Origin of the sequence: Rhodococcus sp. NPDC059179 (genome assembly GCF_042754885.1) — a bacterium.
Classification (GTDB): Bacteria; Actinomycetota; Actinomycetes; order Mycobacteriales; family Mycobacteriaceae; genus Rhodococcus_G.
The window spans coordinates 543059-565992 of the sequence record NZ_JBHZBV010000001.1; the positions used below are offsets into that span (position 1 = coordinate 543059).

Genomic DNA, 22934 nt, shown 5'->3' on the forward strand with positions numbered 1-22934 from the left:
GCACAGCGAGATGACCAGCCCCGGTTGGGGCGGGGTGTCCGGTGACGGCACCCCACCCCAACCGCGGTGCGTCCGGCACCCCGACCGGCCCACCGCGCTCTCATGCACCCGCTGCGGGCGTCCCGCCTGCGTCGAGTGCCTGCGGCCTGCCGCAGTCGGGCAGCACTGCGTGGACTGCATCGCCGCCGACGCCAAGACCACCCGCTCGGCCCGCACCGTGGCAGGCGCACCGATCCGGTCGGGCCTGCCGACCCCGGTGGTGACCTATGCCCTGATCGGGCTCAACGTCCTGATCTACGCGATCACGGTGCTCCAGTCCGGCAACGTTCAGAACAATCACAGTGGCTCGGCGTTGTTCAACGCATGGGCGCTCTGGCCGCCCGCGGTCGCCGACGGGGACCTGATCCGCGTCCTCGGCAGCGGGTTCCTGCACTTCGGCGCGATCCACCTCCTGGTGAACATGTTCGCGCTGTGGGTGATCGGCCGCGACACCGAGATCGTGCTCGGCCGCTCCCGCTACATCGCGGTGTACCTCGTCTCGATACTCGGCGGCTCGGCCGCCGTGATGGCCTTCCAGGTGAACGCCGTCACCGCGGGCGCGTCGGGCGCGGTGTTCGGCCTGATGGGCGCGCAGGCGGTGATCCTGTTGCGGCTCAAGCGAAGTCCCGGCCCGGTACTCGCGATCATCGCCCTCAACGTGATCATCAGCGTGACGATCCCGGGGATCTCGCTGTGGGGGCACCTCGGCGGGCTCGTCGCGGGCGCCGCCGCCACCGCGGCGCTGATGTTCGCCCCTGGCAGCCTCGGCACCGCCGAAGAACGGCAGAAGGCGCGCACCCTCGGTTGGGGCGGCCTCGCCGCCGTCACAGTCGTGTCGGTCGGTGTCATCGCGCTGCGGATCGCGCAGCTGCAGCCGCTGCTCGTCTAGTCGGCCGCCCTGGTGAGGGACCCGCTGCCGCTTGACGGCAGAGGCACCCCTCACCAGGGCGGGCGACGTCGGCTAGGGGCGCGGTCGCTCCGGCGGCACCAGCCCGCGGCCGGCGAGCGCGTCGAACACGTCGGTCGGATCGGTGCCGAGGTCCCAGCGACCGAAGATCAGCAGCTTGTCGTCGTCGGCGCCTGCCGGGCGCACGTCGATCTCCAGCATCGGCACCCGCCTGCCCAGCCGCGGATAGCGCACGATCCGGACCCGGCTCAGCTCCGTCGCGGAGTACTCGCGGCGGCCGCTCAGCCGCTGCACCGCGATGCCGTCGCCGAGCACCGCGAGCCGGGGCCGCTGGCGTAGGCCGAGCACGGTGATCACCAGCAGCCCGAGCGCGCCGAGGCCGATCAGCACCCGTCCAGCAGGGTCCGTAGGCACCGCCGCGGCGGCGAGGAGCATGGCCACCCCGCCGACGCCGGTCGCGATCAGCGCCCCGGTGGGTGTGGACCAGGCGAGCGCGGGGTTATGCACAGGGTTCTCGGGGTTGTGCACAGTCTCTCCACAGCTATCCACAGGAGTTATCCACACTGGGGATGAATGACAACGATGTAATTGGACCGGAGGGGAAGACGAAACCCCTGGTCAGCGCCATCTCATCGTCATGACGAGGCCGACGACCATAAAGCCGAAGCCGATCAGGAAGTTGTAGGCCCCCAGGTCGTTCATCCAGGTGATCTGGTCCGCGGCCAGGTAGTAGACGATCAGCCACGCCAGCCCGAGCAGCATGAAGCCGAGCATCACCGACACGTAGAGCGTGCTCGACGGGCCGACCTTGACCTTGACGGGCGTGCGGTTCGCGGGATTGATCGTGTAATCGGTCTTCTTGCGGACCTTCGACTTGGGCATGACGTCCTCGTTGGTTCGTGCGGATCGCGAAATTGCGTGGGCGTCCTCGTCGACGCCCACCAGGTAGATTCGAGATTACCGGTGGTGAGTACACGCTAGCCGAGCGCTGACCTGCCCGGGCAGGCACGCGGTGATCGCGGACAGGGGAGGAGACGGTGGTCGTGACCGAACCCGACCCGACCGAACCCGACCCGTCGGTGCACGACCGACCTGCGACGCATGCGGCCCCCAGGCGCAAGCAGACTTTCTGGAAGGTCTGCGTCCCCGTGGTGTGCATCGTGACCGGCCTGCTGCTGGCGACCACCCGGTCGATTTCGGAGGGCGACGAGCTGCGCCGCGGAGACACCACCAGGCTCTCCGACCTGGTGCGCAGCGCGCAGGCCGACGTGGACGACGCGGCAGGCGCGCGGGACAGCCTGGCGGCGCAGTTGGCGGCCCTGCAGGACACGGCCGCCGGTTCCGACTCGGGCGTCGCGGAGGCGCTCGAGCAGAGCCGGGCCCTCGAGGCCGCCGCAGGCCTGAGCGCCGTCACCGGGCCTGGCGTGCGGGTGACCCTCACCGATGCGCCGCGCGACCGCGACGGCAAGTTCCCCATCGGCGCCTCACCCGACGACCTGGTCGTGCACCAGCAGGACGTGCAGAGCGTGCTGAACGCGCTCTGGGCCGGCGGGGCCGTCGCGGTCGGGATGCAGGATCAGCGGGTCGTCAACACCTCGGCGCCGCGCTGCATCGGCAACACGCTGCTGCTGCACGGGCGGACCTACAGCCCGCCCTACGTGATGACCGCGATCGGGGATCGCGCCCGGATCGAGGCGGCGTTGGCCGCCGAGCCGGGCGTGCGCACCTTCAAGCAGTACGCGGTCCGCTACGGGCTGGGTTACACCGAGGAGGCGTCGGACGAGTTCACCGTGCCGGCCTACACCGGACAGCTGCGCACCAAGTTCGCGCGGTGAGGCGCTTCGCGCGTGTGCGTGATTTGTACCCCAGCTGGGGTGCAACGCGCGCACGGGCGGCGGAGCCGCATATCCTGCTGTGATGCGCATCCTGGTCGTCGACAACTACGACAGCTTCGTGTTCAACCTGGTGCAGTACCTCGGCCAGCTCGGGACGAAGGCCACCGTCTGGCGCAACGACGACCCGCAGCTCGCCGACCGTGACGCCGTCGCGGCGCAGTTCGACGGGGTGCTGCTCAGCCCGGGACCGGGGACACCGCAGCGGGCAGGCGCCAGCATGGACCTGGTGACGGCCTGCGCGAAGGCGAGGACCCCGCTGCTCGGTGTGTGCCTCGGTCACCAGGCGATCGGCGCGTCCTTCGGCGCGACCGTGGACCGCGCGCCGGAGCTGCTGCACGGCAAGACCTCCGTCGTGCACCACAACAACACCGGGGTGCTGGCCGGACTGCCGGACCCGTTCACCGCGACCCGCTACCACTCGCTGACGGTGCTCGAGGACACCATCCCGCCGGAGCTCGAGGCGACCGCGCACACCGACAGTGGCGTCGTGATGGCGATGCGGCACCGGGAGCTGCCGATCCACGGCGTCCAGTTCCATCCGGAGTCGGTGCTCACCCAGGGCGGTCACCGGATGCTCGCGAACTGGCTCGAGGTGTGCGGGCAGCGTCCGCCGGAGGCGCTGGTCGCCACGCTCGAGGCCGAGGTCGCGCAGGCGCTCGGGGCCGCGCTCACCCACAACTGATCCCGACGACACCCGTTACGGGCGGCGCCGCCGCGGCTCAGGCGATCCGGAGCGGCAGGCGCAGGTGTCGCCGCACGAAGATGCTCGGTACCCAGGCCGGGTCGCCGGCGATCGCGACGTCGGAACTGCGCTCGAGCAGCATGGTGACGGCGGAGAGCGCCTCCATCCGCGCGAGCGCCGATCCGACGCAGAAGTGGGCGCCCTTGCCGAAGGCGAGATGGGAGCGGATGCCCGGCCGGTCGAGGACGATCTCGTCCGGGCGCTCGAACCGCGCCGGGTCGCGGTTGGCCGACCCCCACAGCAGGAGCGCGTGGCTGCCCGCGGGCAGCGGGACCCCGCCAAGCGTGGTGTCCGCGGCGACCTGCCGGTGGTGCGCCCGGAACGGGGACTCCAGCCGGAGCGCCTCGTCGAGGAACGGGTCGATGAGGGCGGGGCGGTCGCGGAGCAGGCGCTGGATCTCCGGGTGGGCGGCCAGCAGGCGTGCCGAGTTGGCGATCAGCCCGGCCGTCGATTCGCCGCCTGCCCCGATCAGCTGCACGAGGATCAGCACCGCGACGTCGTCGGTGAGGTCGCCTGCGGCGCAGGCGTGCGCGAGGACGCCCAGGAAATCGTCGCGCGGATCCTCCTTGGCCCGGGTGAACCGGGTGTGCAGGTACCCGGCGAGCTCGACGGACGAGGTCACGAGCTGACTGAGCCGGTCAGCGGTGACCACACCGCCGAGCAGTTCGGTGCTGTCGTACGCCCAGTTCAGCAGCTGCGGGACGTCGCGCTCGGGCAGTCCCACGAGGGTGGCGATCACGGCGAGGGGCAGCTGATCCGCCATGTCGGCGGCGTAGTCGATCCGGTCGCCGCGCAACCCCTGCGACCACAGCCGATCCGCCAGGCGGTCGACCGTCGGACCCAGGGCGCGAATTCTCCTGCCGAGCGTCTGCAGCACCAGCCTGCGGTGGTGGGCGTGCGTCGGATCGTCGGCGGTCGCGAGCACGTGCACCGCCCGGCCGCCGCCGTCCATGTCGAAGGTCGACGGCGGCCCGTCGGGTTGCTGGACGAGGACCCCGGTCAGGTTGGACGAGAAGTCATCGACGCGCGCCGCGGCCTCGGTGACCAGCTCCCACGTGGAGACGAGGTAGAAGTCGGTGCCGGGGACCTGATGGACGGGAGCGCGCTCGCGTAGCGCCCGGTACAGCCGGGTCGGGTCGTCGAGATTCTCCGGATCGAAGATGTCGATCCCGTCGAGCGGCAACACGGTCACCGAGTCTCCCACCGGTAGTAGAACCTGTTTCAGTGTCACCACCGTCCACCCGTGTCGAGGACCTGTCAAGGGTGTGGCCGCAGATGAGATCGGGCGTTGTGAGCTGCTCGAACAGGAAATCTCGGGCCGCCGATCCGGCCGCGACCCTCCGCAGCTCCCGGCCGGTGACGTCGGCCTACGTTATAGACTTCTCGGAACATCTGTCTCACTGTGAGACTCGATTGGGAGCGTTCTCGGGGGTGTTCAGTGCGGGAATCGGACTGGCTGACCGGCGGCAACCGTCGTGCGATCGCAGTGGAGAGGATCCACGCCGCCGCCGCGGAACTGTTCCTGGAGCGGGGGCTCGACCAGGTCAGCGTCGAGGACGTCGCGGCCAGGGCCGGGTGTTCTCGCGCGACCCTGTATCGCTATGTCGGCGGCAAATCCGCGCTGGTCGACGGCGTCGTCGCCGCGGCAGCAGCCGCGGTGGCCCAGCAGGTCGCGGTCGCGGTGACACCGTTGGACGGGGACCGCCGGATCGTCGAGGCGATCCTGGTCTCCGTCGCGGCCGTGCGCGCGGACGCCGCGCTGTCCCGCTGGGTGACGACCGCACGGGCCGGCCGCGGCGACGACTATCTCGCGTCGTCGCCGGAACTCGGCCGGGTGGCCACCGCGCTGACGGGCATCGCGCCCGACGCCGAAGCCGCGCAATGGATCGTGCGGGTGGTCATCTCACTGCTCACGGTGCCCGCGGGCGACCCGGCAATGGAGCGCAGGATGGTCGAACGCTTCGTGGCGCCTGCCTTCCGGTAGCACCAACGGGTGAGGGGCACCCTCGCACGGTACGACCGTGCCAGGATGCCCCTCACCGGGACCGGTTACCGCGGGATGCCGAGCTGGCCGATCCCGACCGAGATGGTCGCGGTCTTGGAGACCTCCGACCCGGGCGGCTGCGCCTGGGTGACCACCTTGCCGACCAGATCGGTCTCGAGGGTGGCCTCCGGATGCTGGGAGAGCTGGCTCGAGGATCCGGTCCAGCCCGCACGCCGCAGCGAATCGAGTGCCTGTGACACGCTCAGGTTGCTCAGGTTGGGCATCGTCACCATGTTCCCGTTGGACACCAGGATCTTGACGGTGGCGCCCTTCGCCGCCGCGCTGCCCCCGGTGGGGTCGGTGGAGACCACCTCGCCCTTGGTCCGGCCGGAGTCGACGTTCTCGACCTGGACCTTGAAGCCGGCGCCCTCGATGTTCGGCTGCGCGACGTCCAGGGTCTGGCCGACGACGTTCGGGATCCGGATCTGCTCCGGTCCGCTGCCCAGGGTGATCTTGACGGTGCCGTCCAGCGCGACGTTCGAGCCCGCCGCCGGGTTCTGCCCGACCACCTTGTCCAGCTGTTCGGTCGTCGACGAGGCGGTGCCGACCGCCGTGTCCAGCTGCAGCCCGATCGCGTTCAGCGCCTGCGCCGCCTGCGCCTGGCTCATGCCGGTCAGCGTCGGAACCTCCACCTCCTGCGGACCGGTGGACACGTCGAGGGTCACGGTGGTGCCCTCGTCGGCCCTGGTGCCCGCGACGGGGATGCTCGCGATGACGTTGCCGGAGACGATCTCGTCGCTGGGCTTCGGCTGGGTCTGCACCCGGAAACCGAGGTTCTGGAGCGCGTTCTGGGCGTCCTGCGAGGTCTGGTTGGTGACGTTCGGGACGGTGACCTGGGCGGCCTTCGAACCGGGGCCGAGCGACCACAGGAAGGCACCGACGATGCCGATCACCACCAGCGCGGCCAGCGACAGCAGCACCGCGCGCACGGCCTTGCGGCTGCGCGGCTGACCCGCGTCCGGCTCAGCGGGCATCTGCGCCACCGGGGACGGCGTCGCGGACGGCGGCCCGTACCGGTTGGGCGAGTCCACCGCCCCGAGGATGGTGGTGCGGTCCTCGTCGTTCATCACCATCGGCGCGCCCGGACGCTGACCGCCGAGCACCCGCACCAGATCAGAACGCATGTCCGCGGCGCTCTGGTAGCGGTTGGCCGGGTTCTTGCTCATCGCCTTGAGGATCACCGAGTCGAGCTCGCGCGGCACGTTCGGGTTCACGCTCGACGGCAGCGCCGGGTCCTCGCGGACGTGCTGGTACGCGACGGCGACCGGCGAGTCGCCCTTGAACGGCGGTTCCCCGGTGAGGATCTCGAACAGCACACAGCCGAGCGAGTAGACGTCCGACCGGGCGTCGACCTGCTCGCCGCGGGCCTGCTCGGGTGAGAGGTACTGCGCCGTGCCGATCACCGCGGACGTCTGCGTCATCGGGCTGGAGGCGTCGGAGATGGCCCGGGCGATGCCGAAGTCCATCACCTTCACCGCGCCCGCGCGGTTGATCATGATGTTCGCCGGCTTGATGTCGCGGTGCACGATCCCGTTGCGGTGGCTGAAATCGAGCGCGGCGCAGACGTCGGCGATGACCTCCATCGCGCGCCGGGGCGGCATGGGTCCCTCGGTGCGGACGATGTCGCGCAGCGTCTCGCCGTCGACATACTCCATCACGATGTACGGCAGCGGACCGGCGTCGGTCTCGGCCTCGCCGGTGTCGTAGACGGCCACGATCGCCGGGTGGTTCAGGGCCGCCGCGTTCTGCGCCTCGCGGCGGAACCGGAGGTAGAACGTGGGGTCACGGGCGAGGTCGGCGCGCAGCACCTTGATCGCCACGTCCCGGCTCAGGCGCTGGTCGCGGGCGAGGTGCACCTCGGACATGCCACCGAAGCCGAGGATCTCGCCCAGCTCGTAGCGGGAAGAGAGCTTGCGGGGTGTGGTCATGGCTGTCCTTGAGGGGCCGGCTCGAGTTCCTCCGGCGTTGTCGTGGCGGTGGTGGTGCGGGTCGTCGTCGTTCTTGCGGTGGTCGTGGTCGGTTCCGTCGTGGTGGTCGTCGGTTCCGTCGTCGTGGTGGTGGTGGTCGTGGTGGTGGTCGGTTCCGTCGTCGTGGTGGTCGTCGGTTCCGTGGTGGTGGTGGTCGGTTCCGTCGTGGTGGTCACCGGCGGCCGGGTGGTGGTGGTCACCACCGGTCTGGTCGTGGTCGCCGGCGGAGGCACCGGATCGTTGGGCGCGCCGTCACCGCCGAACAGGAGGATGCCGACCGAGATCAGCAGGGCCGCGAGCAGCAGTCCACCGCCGCCCCAGGCCAGGATCTTCTGTCCCCTGGTCATGCCCGTCGCCACCGCCGGCACCGACCCGGAATCGGGGCCAGCATATTCGCGCTGCGACGTCGGCATCATCTGGGTCCCGACGATCGGCGGAACCATGCCCGAGGTGGCCCCCGCGTGGATCGGCCGCCCGGACCCCGGCAGTGGCGGCCGCGCGCCGGAGCGGACCGCGGCGACCGCGTCGGCGAACTCGCCGCCGCTGCCGTACCGGGCGGCCGGATCCTTGGCGATCGTGATGTCGATCAGCTCGCGCACGTTCGGCGGCAGGTCCGCGGGCAGCGGGCTCGGCACCTCCTGGACGTGCTTCATCGCCACGGTCAGCGCGCCGTCGCCGGTGAACGGGCGACGGCCGGCCAGTGCCTCGTAGCCGACCACGCCGAGCGAGTACACGTCGCTCGCGGGCGACGCGTCCTGCCCGAGTGCCTGCTCGGGAGCGATGTACTGGGCAGTGCCCATCACCATGCCCGTGCGGGTCACCGGCGACGCCTCGACGGCCTTCGCGATGCCGAAGTCGGTGATCTTCACCTGGCCGGCCGGGGTGATCAGGATGTTGCCCGGCTTGACGTCGCGGTGCACGACGCCTGCCTCGTGCGCCACCTGGAGGGCCCGGCCGGTCTGCTCGAGCATGTCGAGCGCGTGCGGCAGCGCCAGCCGGCCGACCCGCCCGAGCACCGCGTTCAGCGGTTCGCCGTTGACCAGCTCCATCACCAGGTACGCGGTGGACTGGCCGACGCTGTCGAGGGTCTCGCCGTAGTCGTAGATCCCCGCGATGCCCGGATGGTTGAGCTGGGCCGTGGTGCGGGCCTCCGTGCGGAAGCGTTCCAGGAACTCGGGGTCCGCGGAGTACTCGGACTTGAGGACCTTGACCGCGACCCGGCGGTGCAGCCGGTTGTCGGTGGCCTCCCAGACCTGGCCCATGCCGCCGGTGGCGATCAGCCGCTGCAGCCGGTACCGGTCCGCGATCACCGCGCCGTTGTTCAGACTCATCCCTCAGCCCCCCTGCCGAAGTCCGGCTTCGATGACGGCCCGCCCGATCGGTGCGGCGACCGAGCCGCCGGTCGCGGCCAGCGCACGGTCGCCGCCGTTCTCCACGATCACCGCGATCGCGATCTCCGGGTTCGCCGCGGGCGCGAACCCGATGTACCAGGCGTGCGGCGGGGTGTTGCGGGGATCGGTGCCGTGCTCGGCGGTGCCGGTCTTGGACGCGATCTGGACGCCGGGGATCTTGTTGCCGCCGCCGGTGTTGTTCTCCGAACCGACCATCAGGTCGGTGAGCGTGGCCGCCACCTGCGGGGACACCGCCTGGCCCAGCGACTCCGGGTGCGTGGTGGCCAGGTTCGACAGGTCCGGACTCTGTAGCTGCGCCACCACGTGCGGCTGCATCCGAACCCCGCCGTTCGCGACGGTCGCGGCGATCACCGCGTTCTCCAGCGGGGTCAACGCGACGTCGCGCTGGCCGATGCTGGACTGCCCGAGCGCGGCGTCGTCGGGGATCGATCCGACGGTGCCGTCGGCGACCGGCATCGGGATGCCGGGCGAATCGGGCTGGACGCCGAAGCCGGCGGCCTCCTCCTTCAGCGCGTCGGCGCCGGTCCTGATGCCGAGCTCGACGAACGCCGTGTTGCAGGACCGCGCGAACGCCTCCCGCAGCGAGGCCGTCGGGCCGTTGCCGCAGGTGCTGCCGTTGTAGTTCTCCAGCGTGGTGCTGGTGCCGGGCAGGGTGATGTTCGGCGCCGCGGTCAGCTGCTCCTCCGGGTTGGCCCCGTTGCTCAGGGCGGCGGCGGTGACCACCACCTTGAAGGTGGAGCCGGGCGGATAGGTCTGGGAGATGGCCCGGTTGAGCAGCGGCTTGTTCTCGTCCTCGTTCAGCGCCTCCCAGGCCTTGGTGCTGACGGCACCGTCGTGGCTGGCCAGCAGGTTCGGGTCGTAGCTGGGTGTGCTGGCCATCGCCAGCACCTCGCCGGTGCTCGGCCGGATCGCGACCACGGAGCCGGTGAAGCCCTTTGCGGTCAGCTGGTCGTACGCCACCTGCTGCACGACGGGGTCGATCGTGGTGACCACGTTGCCGCCGCGCGGGTCGCGACCGGACACCAGGTCGAAGAACCGTCGCCCGAACAGCCGGTTGTCGGAGCCGTTGAGCACCTGGTCCTCGGCCCGCTCGAGCCCCGTGCTGCCGTAGAGCATCGAGTAGAAGCCGGTGACCGGCGCGTTGGCGAAGGGGCTGGACGGCGCCGCCGGGTTCGGCGGGTACGTCCGCAGGTACTTGTACCGGTCCTCGGTGGGGATCGACGCGGCGAGCACCTGGCCGCCCGCCGAGATCTGTCCGCGCTGACGCGAATACTCGTCGAGCAGGATCCGGGAGTTGCGCGGGTCGGTGCGCAGGTCGTCGGCCTTGATGACCTGCACGTAGGTGGCGTTGGCGAGCAGCGCCACCACCATCACCATCACCGCCATCGCGACGCGGCGCAGGGGCGTGTTCATGTGCGCCTCAGCATTTCGGTCGGTGCGTCCGCGATGGGGGCGGGTCCCTTCTTCGTGGGCTTCGGTGGGGTGCGAGCGGAGTGGGAGATCTTGATGAGCAGTGCCAGCAGCAGATAGTTCGCCAGCAGCGACGAGCCGCCGTACGACATGTACGGCGTGGTCAGGCCGGTCAGCGGGATCAGCTTGGTGACGCCGCCGACGACCACGAAGACCTGGATCGCGACGGTGAACGCCAGCCCGGCGGCCAGCAGCTTGCCGAAGCTGTCGCGCACGGCCAGCGCGGTCCGCAGCCCGCGGATGACGAAGATCAGGAACAGCATCAGCACGGCGGTCAGGCCGACCAGCCCGAGCTCCTCGCCGATCGTCGCGACGATGAAGTCGGTCTTCGCGAACGGGACCTGGGACGGGCGACCGCTGCCGAGTCCGGTGCCTGCGAGCCCGCCGGTCGCGAGACCGAACAGCGACTGCGAGATCTGGTACCCGGTGTTGTTGTAGTCGCCCAGCGGGTCGAGCCAGGTGTTCACCCGGACCCGGACGTGGCCGAAGAGCTGGTAGGCGAACACGAATCCGAGCGCGAGCAGGCCGCCGCCGATCAGCAGCCAGCCCACCCGCTCGGTGGCGATGTACAGCATCACCAGCACGGTGCCGAACAGCAGCAGCGAGGTGCCCAGGTCCTTCTCGAGCACCAGCACGCCGATCGAGACGACCCACGCGACGAGGATCGGTCCGAGGTCACGGGCGCGCGGCAGGTCCATGCCGAAGAAATGCTTGCCCGCGGTGGTGAACAGCTCGCGCTTGGACACCAGCACCGAGGCGAAGAAGATGATCAGCAGGATCTTGGCGAATTCGCCGGGCTGAATGCTGAAGAACGGCAACTTGATCCAGATCTTCGCGCCGTTCACCTCGGACATCGACGACGGCAGCAGCGCGGGGATGGCGAGCAGCACGAGCCCGGCCAGGCCGAGGGTGTAGCTGTACCGCGCCAGCAGCCGGTAGTCCTCGAGGAACACCAGCACCGCGATGAATCCGGCGATCGCCAGCGCGGTCCACAGCACCTGCTGATTGGCGTCGGGGGAGGGGATCGCCCAGCCGAAGGAGGCCGCGGCCGCGGCGTCGGCCAGGTCGAGGCGGTGGATGAGCACCAGCCCGAGGCCGTTGAGCAGCGCGACGATCGGCAGCAGCAGTGGGTCGGCGAACGGGGCGAACCTGCGCACCGCGAGGTGCGCGATGACGAACAGGACGGCGTAGGCGAGGGCGTACTTGGCCAGGTCCAGGGTGATCTTCTGTTCCTGGCTGGCCTCCACCAGGACCAGGGACAGGGTGGTGATCGCGATCGCGCAGCAGATCAGGAGCAGCTCTGCGTTGCGCCGGTTGGATTGCACGGGTGCGGGCGCGAACCCTCCCGCAGGACTCGGGAAGGAGGGCCCCGACGGTGCCGCGGAGACAGACATCAGCGGCCGGTCCTGCAGTTCTGCCCTGGCACCTGCGCCTGAGCCAACTCGGAGGGGCTGAGCGGTGCCGCAGCGGTGGGGCTGGGCGGCGCCGCCGCCGCGGGGCCGGGTGTCGGCGGCGCTGCGGCGGGCGTCGGTTGGGTGGTCGGCGGTGCAGCGGGCGTCGGCGCGACGGGGGTGCCGGGCGCGGCGGTCCCGGTCGCGGTGCTCTGGCACACGGGCAGCAGGTCGGCGCTGGCGAGCCGGCTCATCTGCCGCTTGGCGTCGTCTAGGCTCCCCGACGGCAGCCCTGCGCGCACCTGTTCGCGGGCCGAGGGCAGCAGGTCGTCCACCATCAGCAGGGTGCAGTCCGTCGGTTCGGCGTCCGGCGTCACCAGGCTCAGCGAACCGCTGTTCGTGATGCAGCCGACGAGGTTCGCCTCCTGCAGCGAGTAGCCGAACACCGATCCGGGGACGCCACGCAGCACGGTCACCCGGCTGTCGTCGGCACCCACGTAGTAGTTGCTGCGGATCAGGCCGCGCCCGATCACGAGTCCCGCCACCACGGCGGCGATCAGCCCGAGGGCCAACAGGATCCAGGTCAGTCGTCGCTTCGGCTTCGCAGGCGCGGCGTCGACCGGGCCCGTCACCCGGCGAGGGGAGGCCCGTGGCGGGCGCATGGCGGCGGCCCGTCCGGCAGCGGTGTCCGGCGGCGGGGCGTCGTCGTCGTCCTCGTGCGAGGCGGCGCCCGCGACGATGGGATGGCTCTGGCCGTAGTCGAGGTCGATGACGTCCGCGACGACCACCGTGACGTTGTCGGGCCCGCCGCTGCGCAGCGCCAGCTCGATCAGCCGGTCGGCGGACTCGCCGTGCCCGCCCTCGCCGAGCACCTCCCTGATCGTCTCGTCGCTGACCACATCGGAGAGCCCGTCGGAGCAGAGCAGGTACCGGTCGCCCGCGCGGGCCTCCCGGACGGTGAGCGTCGGCTCGATCTCGTTGCCGGTCAGCGCCCGCATGATCAGCGAACGCTGCGGATGGGTGTGCGCCTGCTCGGCGGTGATCCGGCCCTCGTCGACGAGGGACTGGACGAAGGTGTCGTCGCGGGTGATCTGGGTGAGAACACCGTCGCGCAGCAGGTAGGCGCGGGAATCGCCGATGTGCACCAGGCCGAGCTTGGTTCCCGCGAACAGGATCGCCGTCAGGGTGGTGCCCATGCCGTCGAGTTCGGGCTCCTCCTCGACCTGGTCCGCGATGGCGGCGTTGCCCGCGCGGGTGGCGGCCTCGAGCTTGCCGAGCAGGTCCTCGCCGGGCTCGTCGTCGTCGAGGTGCGCGAGGGCCGCGATCATCAGCTGTGAGGCGACCTCGCCCGCGGCGTGGCCGCCCATGCCGTCGGCGAGTGCGAGCAGGCGGGCGCCCGCGTACACGGAATCTTCGTTGTTCGAGCGCACCAGGCCGCGGTCGCTGCGCGCCGCGTAGCGGAGGACGAGGGTCACGGGCGGAGCTCGATCACGGTCTTACCGACGCGAACCGGTGTGCCGAGGGGCACGCGCACCGCGGTGGTCACCTTCGCCCGGTCCAGGTAGGTGCCGTTGGTCGATCCGAGATCTTCCACGTACCAGTCGGTTCCGCGCTGGGAGAGCCGGGCGTGCCGGGTGGAGGCGTAGTCGTCGGTGAGCACGAGGGTGGAATCGTCGGCCCGGCCGATCAGGACCGGCTGCGCGCCGAGCGTGATGCGGGTGCCGGCCAGCGCGCCCTGCGTGACGACCAGGAACTTGGCCACCTTCGGCTTGCCGAACGACGGCAGCACCGAAGAGCTACGCGAATACCGGGGCGGCACACGTACTCCCGAGGCGGCGTAGACGTCACTGCGCAGGGTCCGGAGCACCCCCCAGACGAACAGCCACAGCAGCAGCAGGAAGCCCGCCCTGGTCAACTGCAGGATGAGTCCCTGCACGGCGGTCCACCTCCTCTGTCATGGCGATCGGGTGGTCCCGAACTCCGGCGTTTTACTGGCAGCATCCTATGGCGATGCGGCCTGTGTCGATCGCGATATGGGTGCGCAACCACCATACGGAATCCGAAGGGAATTCCGCTGGTTCGGTTGTTACCGCCGTGGCGGTCAGAGGATACGGACCAGGATCTCGGAGTTGCCCGCGCGGATCACGTCACCATCGGCGAGCTGCCAGTCCTGAACCGGCGCACCGTTCACCGTGGTGCCGTTGGTCGAGCCGAGGTCCGAGAGCATCGCCACCTGGCCGTCCCAGCGGATCTCGATGTGCCGACGTGAGACTCCGGTGTCGGGCAGCCGGAACTGTGCCTCCTGGCCGCGGCCGATCACGTTGCGGCCCTCGCGGAGCTGGAAGTTGCGGCCGCTGCCGTCCTCGAGCTGCAGGGTGACCGTGAAGGTGCGGTCGGCGTCGAAGCCCGAGTATCCGCCGCCGCCGTAGGGCTGCTGGTCGTAGGAGGGGTACTCCTGGCCGTACGCGTTCTGCTGGTAGTCGTAGCCCTGCGGGGCCTGCTGCGCCGGGTAGCCGGAGCCCTGCTGCGGCGGGTAGGCGGGGGACTGCTGCGGCGGGTAGGCCGGCGCGCCCTGCTGGTATCCGCCCTGTGCGTAGGGGTCGTTGCCGCCCTGGGCGTACGGGTCGCTGCTGCCCTGTGCGTAGGGGTCATTCCCGCTCTGCGCGTAGGGGTCGTTGCCGCCCTGGGCGTACGGGTCGTTGCCGCTCTGCGCGTAGGGGTCGCTCCCGCCCTGTGCGTACGGGTCCTGATATCCGCCGCCGTACGGGCGCTCGTAGCCGTTGCGGGGCTGCTCGCTGGCGTAGCCGTTGCGGGGCTGCTCGCTGGGGTAGCTGTTGCCGTTGGCGTATCCGTTGGAGGCGTACGCGGGCTGGTATTCGGGCCGGCCCTCGTTGTCCGCGGGCTCGCGGTTGGCGTCGTAGCCTGAGTTCTGCGTCATGGGGCCAGCTCCTGGGTTCGGATGAGCGGAGGGTCGAGGTAGTGGGACTGCGTGCACGTCCGGGCCGGGGCTACGAGCCGGTGGCCGCCCCGCATCGGGGTCCACCGTCCCGCTGGTCCGGAACTGGCCCGTGTGCAACGCATGGCTCGGTTCGAACCGCACGGTGATGGGGCCGTAGGTCTGCCATCCCTGGTCGCGGATGAAGCCCTCAAGGTGTCGGGCGAAGGCCTTGACTGTCAAGTCCCGGTCTGTCGCCAGTTCGTCGTGATCGGATCCGTTGATCGTGATCACGTACGAGTTGGGGGCCAGTAGATGTCCACCGTCGAGCTGCTGAACCCGGTCGGTGGCCTCCTGCTGTAGTGCGGATTCCACCTCCTGGGGCATGACGCCGCCACCGAAGACCCGGGCGAAGGCATCCCCGACGGCGCCCTGCAGCTTGCGCTCGAATCGTTGGACGATCCCCATGGTGGCTCCTCTCCGGTCCCGTTAGCGTGTCGCGACCTCGACGCCGCCCCTGCATGATATCTACCTTTCCAGGGTGCCCGTGGGGGTGATCGCTTCCTTCGCAGGTCGGAGGGGCGAATCGTCATCCGCGGCAGGCTCGTGTTACTGTTTCCGGCGTCGCTCGGGCGAGTGGCGGAATGGCAGACGCGCTGGCTTCAGGTGCCAGTGTCCTTCGGGACGTGGGGGTTCAAGTCCCCCTTCGCCCACCACGAGCAGTTCTACGAACTGCGACGAACGAGGTCACGAACTCGAAAGAGTACGTGGCCTCGTTTTCTTGGTTGGCCGGCTCACCTGGTTCTCGTCGATGTGTTGCGGCGGCAACAGGCGCTAACGGTTCCCAAACGGCCCGCAACGTCGAGCGGCCTCATGAGGGTCGGTGCGTTGCCTGGTTGGGACTGATGGACCCGGCAGCGCCCCATGGGGAGACCCTCATGCAACGCGAGCGGCCAGGGCCCCTTCCTTCTCGCGACTTGCCGGCTATGGGCGGTCTCCTCCGTGTCCCGCCGGACCGACACGAGGTGACGATCTGCCCGGAATGCCCTCCGGTCCGCCAATAGGATTTCGGCTGTGAGCGAGATCAACAAAAAGACCTTGAAGGAGAGTGAGATCCGTAATCGTTACATCACCCCAGCCATCGTGCGTGCGGCCTGGGCCCTTGGCGAGTGCGTGGTACTCGGCAAGCTCCATGGACAATTATTGGCAGGACAGGCACTTCGCAGAGAACTGGTGGCGGCGTTCGACACCCGTATTATTTCGGTCGGTGAGGGGAACTCAGCGGCGTGAAGTCGAAGGATCGTGTATTCCTACTCGGGGCCGCATTCGTATGGAGTGTGGGGATCCTTGCTGCTCTTCACTATGAGGGAGATCCGAGTTGGATCGACCGCCTGCCTGCTGTGTCTGGAAGCGATGGGATCTTGTGGCAGGTCCAAACAACCTTCCTGTCAGTCGGATTCGCTGGCCTTGCGATCGCGGCGCAGCTCTTCGCCGAGACTCCGCTCGCGATCGGTGCGTCCAGGAGCCGAGTTCTTGAACAGGTACACGCAGGGTGGACTGTTGGAGTTGGGCTTACGGCCAATGCCGTCATAGCTGTTGAAACCATCTGGTTACCAAGTGAGCTCGGCGCTCTTGGCATAGCGCTCGTTTGGTTCGTGCCGACGGTAGCGCTGTTGGTGCGCTCGTACGTTGAGCTCATGCGTCTCTTTGGTCGACCATCGCAGCTCGATGAAGTTGTGCGGGCATCTCTAATCGAAACCCTGACCAGTCGCATGGAAACTGTGTCGCGCGACTACGCCGAGGCCCGGCGGCGACTGGATGATCTCTTCGAGTCGAGCCCCTCGGTTGCGGGCGATCGACGATCAGCCGTCACGCTGCACATCCCTGTTCCGCACGACGGACTCGTTGTTAAGGCGATCAAGCCGAGGGTGGTACGTCGAGCAATCTCATCTATCGGTCCTCGTCCGGTTAAGGGTGGAGCAGGCGACGGCGGACCCAGGAAGGATGAGACTGGTGACCTCTACGCGCCACCTCAAGTCGTTTTGGACGTCGAGCCTGGTGACCGAACCAGGATCGGGGAGACGGCCTTCCGTATCTGGACGCCGCAAGAGCTGGATCTGGACACGCAGAACCGACTAATCCGACAACTTCAGTCGAGCATCGAATTCGAGTCCCCAGGATCGGTCACACTCGACGAGGAGACAGATCGAGAGATCGCAAACTTGAAGGACTCTGTCGGCACAAGCTTACGTTCGGGTGCCTACGGTACAGCCGAGCGAGCACTGGAGCTGCTCGGTCAGGTCGTGCGTGGGGTTTGGACTGCACGACAGGCGATCTCGGATTCTCCGCGCAGGTCTTCGTTCACCCGGCGCGACTGGCTGTACCACAGCATTGGTGATGTCGAGCAGGATGCGTTGCTGTCTCCAAGGGCCTGCGGGCTATTTGTCGATCAGGCTATGACGCGTGCTCTTGAGGCGGCCCGTACTGGATCGATGGAATACGTCGATGAGTGCCTGCGTAGTTTCACACGTCTCTGGTCTGATGTGATTCGGAGTGGCAATCCTGAGTTCGATTTGATGCTGGCCCGCATTCTGACGTGTGTGCAAAACCTCGCTGAGTATGCGTTCGCAACTGAGGAACAGCGTGATGAACTGCAACCTCGGACCGTTTGGGCGATGGTCGAGCTCGTCAAGTTGGCTCTTGATATGAAGAAGCCGGAAACTGCCAGGTTGGCGGCGGTGGAGCTGAATGGTTTGTTCAAGTTCGATCAGACCGGCGGAACTGCGCGTGCCAACGTGACGTCAGGCCAGTTGGTTCTCAGTGGTTGGCTCGGATACCTTGCGGACAAGGGAGACGATCGGGACCCCAGCGACCCAGAGTTGTCAGCGCTAGTGACTCCACGGGGCACCCGGTCGGAGATACTCGCCGCTCGCGCCTTGGCAGAACGCGGAGCTACACCGTTCAGCCGTTGGAATTGGTGGGAGACGCCAACTTCCGCATCCGTTCATGTGCAGCGGGTCGAACTTCCTTACTACATCGAGCGGGCCGAATTGGTTGCGCTGGCCTCGTCACCTGGTCCACTACCTCCAGCGACCGATCAGGAAACTGCATCCGAGTATAAGCGCCTACGGAGGCTGCTCGACGAGGCAGGTCGAGAGTTGAGCACCAAGGAATTGAGCCTCAACGACATGCTCACCGTTGAGGTCGACAAGTGGGACGCAGCCGAGCTCGGACGGCTCGCGCGAGAGCCATTGTCGCAATCGAGAGTTGAGACGCTTCGGAATTCGCTGCGGGAGACGCTGGATGCCAGGCGAGGTCTCGCCGCGGAGGTTCCCGTTGTGGCCGACGCCCCTGAGTCAGCAGACAAGTCGCATCCGATGTTCGGTATGAACCTCCGGGTGCCGAGGCACTACCTCGTCGACACGGTATTCAACCAGACGTATGCCGACCCCAAACAGCTTGGCTATTCAATCGCCAGGGGATTCGTCGAAGGCGAAGAAGGCAGGATTGTTGAGGAGCTTCGCTCGCTGCAGACGGACTTGCTAGCTCCGACAGCTCAAGCGATTCGACAGGAGATCGAAGCCCTCGGGAATGAGGCTGACCAATACGTTCTCGTTACGCCATATGGCGGGTTGATGAACCGTCACGGCTGGTTCTCAAGTGAATTTCGAGAGGCGCTGGCTCGAGTGACCCACATTGAGACGGGTGCTCTCGATAACGAGGTGTTCCTTTTCGACCGGCGCGGCACCCTTACCTCGTGTCGTAAGCCAGAGGAGAAGGACGGGCTGACTCCAGTCGATGGCACTTCGATAGCGGTGGGAGTCTTTGACGACGTCCAGGGGCAAGACGAGCCCCAGTTTCGGATCGAGACCGGTGAGTACTTTGTCGTCTGGGCAGGCGATGCACCACAGGTCCGCAGGTTTGCTTCCCCGCCCGCCGCAGAGACAGGTGACTTTGATACCTGCGATGCATCCCTGGACTAAGTGTCAGCTCCTCGATGGTCGCGCAAGCTTCGAGCACGGCAGGATCCGCACGTCGCCCCACTTGCTGCCGATCAGCCCGCCCGGCTCCCTCGTCACCCGGCCTGCCGACCGAGGTCGTTGTCGAACCGTGCGTGACGGAGCGCGTTTACCCGTAAGGGCCGGGTGTTCGTTCCCAAGCGGGCGTGCGGGACTGCTGGTACACGCAGTGAACGATCTGATGACGTAAGAATGAGGTCTTCCCGGACACAGGTCCGATGCGTTGCTCCGAATACGCGACCAATATGAGAGGGGAGGACGGCATGACGGATGCCGAGGCGAGCACGGGTGCGGCGAGGATCGGGCGGGTGCTTGGTGAGAGCGCTCACGAAGATTTTGGGGATCCGGGAACTGAGCTGTCCCTCTTCGGCGGCTGTCAGTCCGTCGCGGACGTGCGGGCAGTGCTTCGCGAACAAGTGGAGGTCGAGACCGCCGCAATGTTGGATCGCGTCGCTGAGGCGGATGCGTTCGACGTGATCGAGTTGATGCGGTTGCGGGAGCTTCCGCCGGTGCCTGACCCGCGGGTCACAATGCCAGGCGGTTCTGCACTCGCTGTCGAGCTGGTCGCTGCGGTGATGCTCTCGCGCCCTAGCAGAAAGCCCAGTGACGTCCCTCGCGAGGAAACCCGCCCACACGAGCAGATCGCGGAACTGCACTCACGTGCGAAGCGCCTTGCTCGCCTTGCTCTCTACCGGCAACAGTTCGAGGCCAGCCTGAGTGGTCATCCTTTGGCACGTCTTTCCGCGGAGTATCAGGGTGCGGTGTTAAACATCCGCAATCTGCAGTACGACCACGTTCGCGATGCTCATGAGCATCGTCTATTTCGGAATCCCATTGTTGAAGGTCTCATGCGTAAGCACTTGGGGTACGCATACGACGACGTTATCGGCATCCGTGATGCCCTGAAGAACGCTTCGGCCGATCGGATGACAGGTCTCAGAGACGAGACCGGCGATATCTTGCTGGAGTACCGAGGTGTACTCCCGGATGAGATGCCTGAGGACGTGATTGCCCGCTTCCGGGAAGCCATGATCGCTTTCATATTTCTGCCCGGAGAACGCGCATCGTTCTCTGCCGCCGAACTCGCCGTGGCTGCGCACCTTGATGAAGAAGTAGTCCTCACCGTGCTGAACTCGTACTCCCAGACCTTCGATAGCTCCATGCCCGCTGGGGTAAGAGTGTTCGATCTCTTGACGGCAACTAACCCGTTCCTTGCCACTCCGCTCATCGCGGATGGCTCCGGTGGGTTTGCCTCCACCGTCAACGATCCCGGCCTCGATTCTCTGCGCCGGATCTTCGAGCGAGCGCTCACTGCAAACCAGCCTGACATGCGGCGATATGACCAGCAGGTTCGGCAGCCAGTAAGTGAGGGCCTCGCCATCACAAGTCTCGAACGCGTCCTCGGACTACCCGCGCAGCAGGTTGGCTTTCACTACTACGCGCCCAAACGTGGCGAAAGGGAGTCCGCGCTCAACGCCGAATGCGCCGATGTTCATGTCGTGGCAAACCGGGTCGAGGGAGACGGCCTTTTTCTGCTCGATGACGTTGCGATTGTCGTCGAGGTGAAGGCGAAGTCTGTTGCTACTCAGTCCCGACGCGGCGATGTTCGGAGGCTCGAATCCGATCTCAAATCGACGATCGGTGATGCCAACAACCAAGCCATCCGGTTGCAGAGACTTATTGAAACCAACGAAGGCATATGGCTGGCTCCCGACCTCTGGCTAGATCTATCCAAGATCCGCGAGGTGCGGTCGATTATCGTCTTGCTGGACGATGTCGGGCCGCTTGGTGTCTCGATCGGCGATCTTCAGGCGGCTGGGTTGCTTGCAGAAAGACGGCCCCCATGGATTGCTTCGTTACATGACCTAACCGTGATCTCTGAGATCTGCGATAGGCCCAGTGAGTTTCTTCTTTATATGCGTCGGAGAACGGACAGCGGCGTTGCGGCGCTCTATCGAGGTGTTGACGAACTCGATTTGTTCATGCTGTTCCTCGGGGGCGAACTGTACGTCGATGATGATCCCGACGAGTTACGACGTGCACACCAGTCCGTACCTCCGGTGAGCGCACGGGACCGTCGCCTACACCTCGAGCAGGCAGTCGGGACGTTGGTCGCCGATCATTGTCAGCCGCTGAACGAATGGTACTTACGGGACAGAATCCCTGAATCTGAACCGCAGCCCGCTAAACCGACGTTCAATATTGCGTCGGAGATCATCCCGGTGATGGATGCCATTGCTGAACTGGGCGATCCAGGATGGCTGCGCTGTACGACTGACTTGCTGGGCCTGTCAGGTGAGACGCAGGCCCGCCTCGTGAAGGGCTTAGGAGAATGCCGACGACTGACGAACGCGGACGGGACATACCACGACATGCTCATGTCCTTCGCTGGCATGTGGGGGCACCCGGCCGTGTTCGTTGGAGTGTCGCCTACCGCTGCCGAATTATCCTCCAGTCGTACCCGGCTGTCACTGTATGTTCAGGCCAAGAGCTATCAGTTGCAGGCCGATCGTGCATATGGTCTGCTCTTTGACCGCGCAGGTGGGCTTGCGGATTTCATTTACTTGACGAACCCACCGCTCTCGGACCCAGGACTCGACGAACTCGTCGCGAGGATGGGTCTTCAACCCGTCGGGCAGGCCAGCAGATCAGTATCACCATCCGCGTGGTGACCAACTACGGGAGCGCAGACGCGCTGATCTGAGTCACACCGACGAGTCCGGAGACTGCAAATCGGTGACGCCCTCGCGTCGACTGCCCGCTCACCCAGCTCGGACGGGTACCTGTTCGACGAACCTGACCTGACTTCAGCCTCCACAATGAACGAAGTCGCCAGACTGGCCGGGGTGATTCACGAACGCTACCTGGGCAGATGTACTTGAGCGCCGTCCATACGTCTCTTTCTCCGACCGTCGGTGATTTCGAAGAGAGCATTCCGCCACTCGACCATGAGGCTGTCTTCGTCTCCCAAGAGACGAGCGCCTGCGAAGTATCGCTGATTGTCATGGACCACGCCCAGGAGTCTCCCATTGCCGATCCGATACAAACTTCCGAGCTGTGGCGCCCCGCCGGACAGGGGGTCGCGCCCGCCAACAACGGACTCAACGAAGGCGCTGAAGACGGCGCGGCTAGTACCTCCGGCCGTGCTCGCTTGCCAGAGCGTTAGCGCATCGTGTATTCCAGGTGCTCCTGAACCGTCGATGACAAGAGCGGCTGATTGATCTGGGATTGCGATATCGGTCATCGACCAATGCGAGTTGGAGCCTCCCTCGTGTGTCATGACAGTGAGCCTGAATTTTGACGTCATGCCGTCGCCAACCCGGTGCGCGATGAGTATCTTCTGGGACCGCTGCTCTCGGTCTGGATAGTCTCGCCACAGCGACCGGATGCCTGTAACCACCGTGGACGAGAGCGGCGAATCGCCGTCAAGCATTCCGCGGTCGATTCGGTCGAGGACTGCCGGGATGCTGAGGGTGGGGAAGAGGACGTCACCAAGAAAGCCGACAACTAGCGGTTTGGTGGAGGCTGCAAATACCTTCTTGGCTTGATCCCAGTAGTGAGTTTGGCCCCATGAGATCCGGCTATCAGTTGCGACGTTGAGGGAGGCTGGTCCATGAGTGTCCGCAGCCGACCACACTACAAGCGAGGTCATCGTCCTCCTTGAGAATTCTTGGTCGGTATGCGACTGTGATGTTCACAGTAGTCAGCCCAGCCAGAGCGTCGAACCTCGACTGGGCACGCAACTCCTGGGGCTGCCTCGGCGTGGCAGCACGAGGTGTCCCTGCGGGCTTCGGCCCGCACCCAGGTCTTGGAGTGCCGCATCGATCTCGATGCGGCACTCGTTCTTTGCGTACTGCGAACATCTCCGGATCGGATCGCTCTGCACTCGATCCCCCTGATGAGCTACTCGACCAATTCCGCCTCGAGGTCGAACCCAGCCCGTGCGGCGTGGTCCACAACCTGTTCTGGCCGAAGGTGCCCCGCAGGGTCAGGCGCCACCGACCGGGGTTGGAGTTGTGCCCTGTCCCCGTGATTGCCAGCTGGTCGCGTACCCAAGTCTCGCGGTGCGCCCACCTCGGCCCGGTGTTTCGGTCGTCGACTTGACAGCTCAAG

The 22934-nt window shown here is 67.0% G+C and carries 18 protein-coding genes and 1 tRNA gene; 8 read left to right on the plus strand and 11 right to left on the minus strand.

The features are described from left to right. Nucleotides 1–10 precede the first annotated feature (10 nt). The gene (locus ACFXMV_RS02455; RefSeq protein ID WP_378501821.1) at nucleotides 11–928 is read left to right on the plus strand and encodes a rhomboid family intramembrane serine protease; all 918 of its coding nucleotides are present in this window, start codon (nucleotides 11–13) and stop codon (nucleotides 926–928) included. A 72-nt stretch (nucleotides 929–1000) separates the two neighbouring features. Here ACFXMV_RS02455 and ACFXMV_RS02460 read toward each other — a convergent pair whose 3' ends face one another. Together ACFXMV_RS02460 and crgA are read right to left on the minus strand one after the other, a co-directional pair. Further along, the gene (locus tag ACFXMV_RS02460; protein ID WP_378502615.1) at nucleotides 1001–1474 is read right to left on the minus strand and encodes a PH domain-containing protein; all 474 of its coding nucleotides are present in this window, start codon (nucleotides 1472–1474) and stop codon (nucleotides 1001–1003) included. A gap of 90 nt (nucleotides 1475–1564) precedes the next feature. Next, entirely contained in the window at nucleotides 1565–1828 is a 264-nt protein-coding gene (gene crgA, locus ACFXMV_RS02465; protein ID WP_378502449.1) for a cell division protein CrgA, read from the minus strand. Between the two features lie 197 nt (nucleotides 1829–2025). Between crgA and ACFXMV_RS02470 the strand changes: the two genes are divergently transcribed. Then, on the plus strand, nucleotides 2026–2781 hold the full coding sequence (locus tag ACFXMV_RS02470) for a DUF881 domain-containing protein (protein WP_378502743.1): 756 nt from the start codon (nucleotides 2026–2028) through the stop codon (nucleotides 2779–2781). A gap of 82 nt (nucleotides 2782–2863) precedes the next feature. Then, nucleotides 2864–3523: an aminodeoxychorismate/anthranilate synthase component II gene (locus ACFXMV_RS02475; RefSeq protein ID WP_378501149.1), complete on the plus strand. Its 660-nt coding sequence runs from the start codon at nucleotides 2864–2866 to the stop codon at nucleotides 3521–3523. Between the two features lie 37 nt (nucleotides 3524–3560). Here the strand turns inward: ACFXMV_RS02475 and ACFXMV_RS02480 are convergent, their stop codons facing one another. Beyond that, a complete protein-coding gene (locus tag ACFXMV_RS02480) occupies nucleotides 3561–4775 on the minus strand; it encodes a cytochrome P450 (RefSeq protein ID WP_378501148.1) in 1215 nt (404 codons plus the stop codon). Nucleotides 4776–5021: 246 nt separating this feature from the next. Between ACFXMV_RS02480 and ACFXMV_RS02485 the strand changes: the two genes are divergently transcribed. Further along, nucleotides 5022–5567, plus strand: a complete 546-nt coding sequence (locus tag ACFXMV_RS02485) for a TetR/AcrR family transcriptional regulator (RefSeq protein ID WP_378501147.1) — start codon at nucleotides 5022–5024, stop codon at nucleotides 5565–5567. Between the two features lie 65 nt (nucleotides 5568–5632). Here the strand turns inward: ACFXMV_RS02485 and pknB are convergent, their stop codons facing one another. The 7 genes from pknB to ACFXMV_RS02520 all read right to left on the minus strand — a co-directional run bounded on the left by pknB (nucleotide 5633) and on the right by ACFXMV_RS02520 (nucleotide 15270). After that, entirely contained in the window at nucleotides 5633–7555 is a 1923-nt protein-coding gene (pknB, locus tag ACFXMV_RS02490; protein ID WP_378501146.1) for a Stk1 family PASTA domain-containing Ser/Thr kinase, read from the minus strand. Continuing rightward, complete coding sequence (locus ACFXMV_RS02495; RefSeq protein ID WP_378502614.1) at nucleotides 7552–8925, minus strand: serine/threonine-protein kinase; 1374 nt, start codon at nucleotides 8923–8925, stop codon at nucleotides 7552–7554. Before ACFXMV_RS02495 ends, pknB begins: the two co-directional genes overlap by 4 nt. Nucleotides 8926–8928: 3 nt before the next feature. Beyond that, nucleotides 8929–10419 carry a peptidoglycan D,D-transpeptidase FtsI family protein gene (locus ACFXMV_RS02500; RefSeq protein WP_378501047.1) on the minus strand — a complete coding sequence of 497 codons (1491 nt, stop codon included), beginning with the start codon at nucleotides 10417–10419 and terminating at the stop codon, nucleotides 8929–8931. Next, nucleotides 10416–11870, minus strand: a complete 1455-nt coding sequence (locus ACFXMV_RS02505) for an FtsW/RodA/SpoVE family cell cycle protein (RefSeq protein ID WP_378501046.1) — start codon at nucleotides 11868–11870, stop codon at nucleotides 10416–10418. Before ACFXMV_RS02505 ends, ACFXMV_RS02500 begins: the two co-directional genes overlap by 4 nt. Next, nucleotides 11870–13342 (minus strand): PP2C family protein-serine/threonine phosphatase, encoded by a 1473-nt coding sequence (locus ACFXMV_RS02510; RefSeq protein WP_378501045.1) that lies wholly within the window; start codon nucleotides 13340–13342, stop codon nucleotides 11870–11872. The genes ACFXMV_RS02505 and ACFXMV_RS02510 overlap by 1 nt, the downstream gene beginning before the upstream one ends. Continuing rightward, a complete protein-coding gene (locus ACFXMV_RS02515; protein ID WP_378501044.1) occupies nucleotides 13339–13803 on the minus strand; it encodes an FHA domain-containing protein in 465 nt (154 codons plus the stop codon). The genes ACFXMV_RS02510 and ACFXMV_RS02515 overlap by 4 nt, the downstream gene beginning before the upstream one ends. 165 nt (nucleotides 13804–13968) lie before the next feature. Beyond that, nucleotides 13969–15270, minus strand: coding sequence for an FhaA domain-containing protein (locus ACFXMV_RS02520; RefSeq protein ID WP_378502613.1), 1302 nt, complete (start codon nucleotides 15268–15270; stop codon nucleotides 13969–13971). Nucleotides 15271–15432: 162 nt separating this feature from the next. On the opposite strand from ACFXMV_RS02520, the gene ACFXMV_RS02525 reads away from it, so the two are divergent. The 4 genes from ACFXMV_RS02525 to ACFXMV_RS02540 all read left to right on the plus strand — a co-directional run bounded on the left by ACFXMV_RS02525 (nucleotide 15433) and on the right by ACFXMV_RS02540 (nucleotide 21493). Continuing rightward, nucleotides 15433–15518, plus strand: a tRNA-Leu gene (locus ACFXMV_RS02525). 358 nt (nucleotides 15519–15876) lie between these two features. After that, entirely contained in the window at nucleotides 15877–16092 is a 216-nt protein-coding gene (locus tag ACFXMV_RS02530) for a hypothetical protein (protein WP_378500789.1), read from the plus strand. Continuing rightward, entirely contained in the window at nucleotides 16089–18785 is a 2697-nt protein-coding gene (locus ACFXMV_RS02535) for a hypothetical protein (protein ID WP_378502612.1), read from the plus strand. The genes ACFXMV_RS02530 and ACFXMV_RS02535 overlap by 4 nt, the downstream gene beginning before the upstream one ends. Before the next feature lie 299 nt (nucleotides 18786–19084). Then, nucleotides 19085–21493, plus strand: a complete 2409-nt coding sequence (locus tag ACFXMV_RS02540) for a hypothetical protein (protein WP_378502611.1) — start codon at nucleotides 19085–19087, stop codon at nucleotides 21491–21493. Nucleotides 21494–21681: 188 nt separating this feature from the next. Here ACFXMV_RS02540 and ACFXMV_RS02545 read toward each other — a convergent pair whose 3' ends face one another. Beyond that, complete coding sequence (locus tag ACFXMV_RS02545) at nucleotides 21682–22473, minus strand: hypothetical protein (RefSeq protein WP_378502610.1); 792 nt, start codon at nucleotides 22471–22473, stop codon at nucleotides 21682–21684. Between the last annotated feature and the right edge of the window lie 461 nt (nucleotides 22474–22934).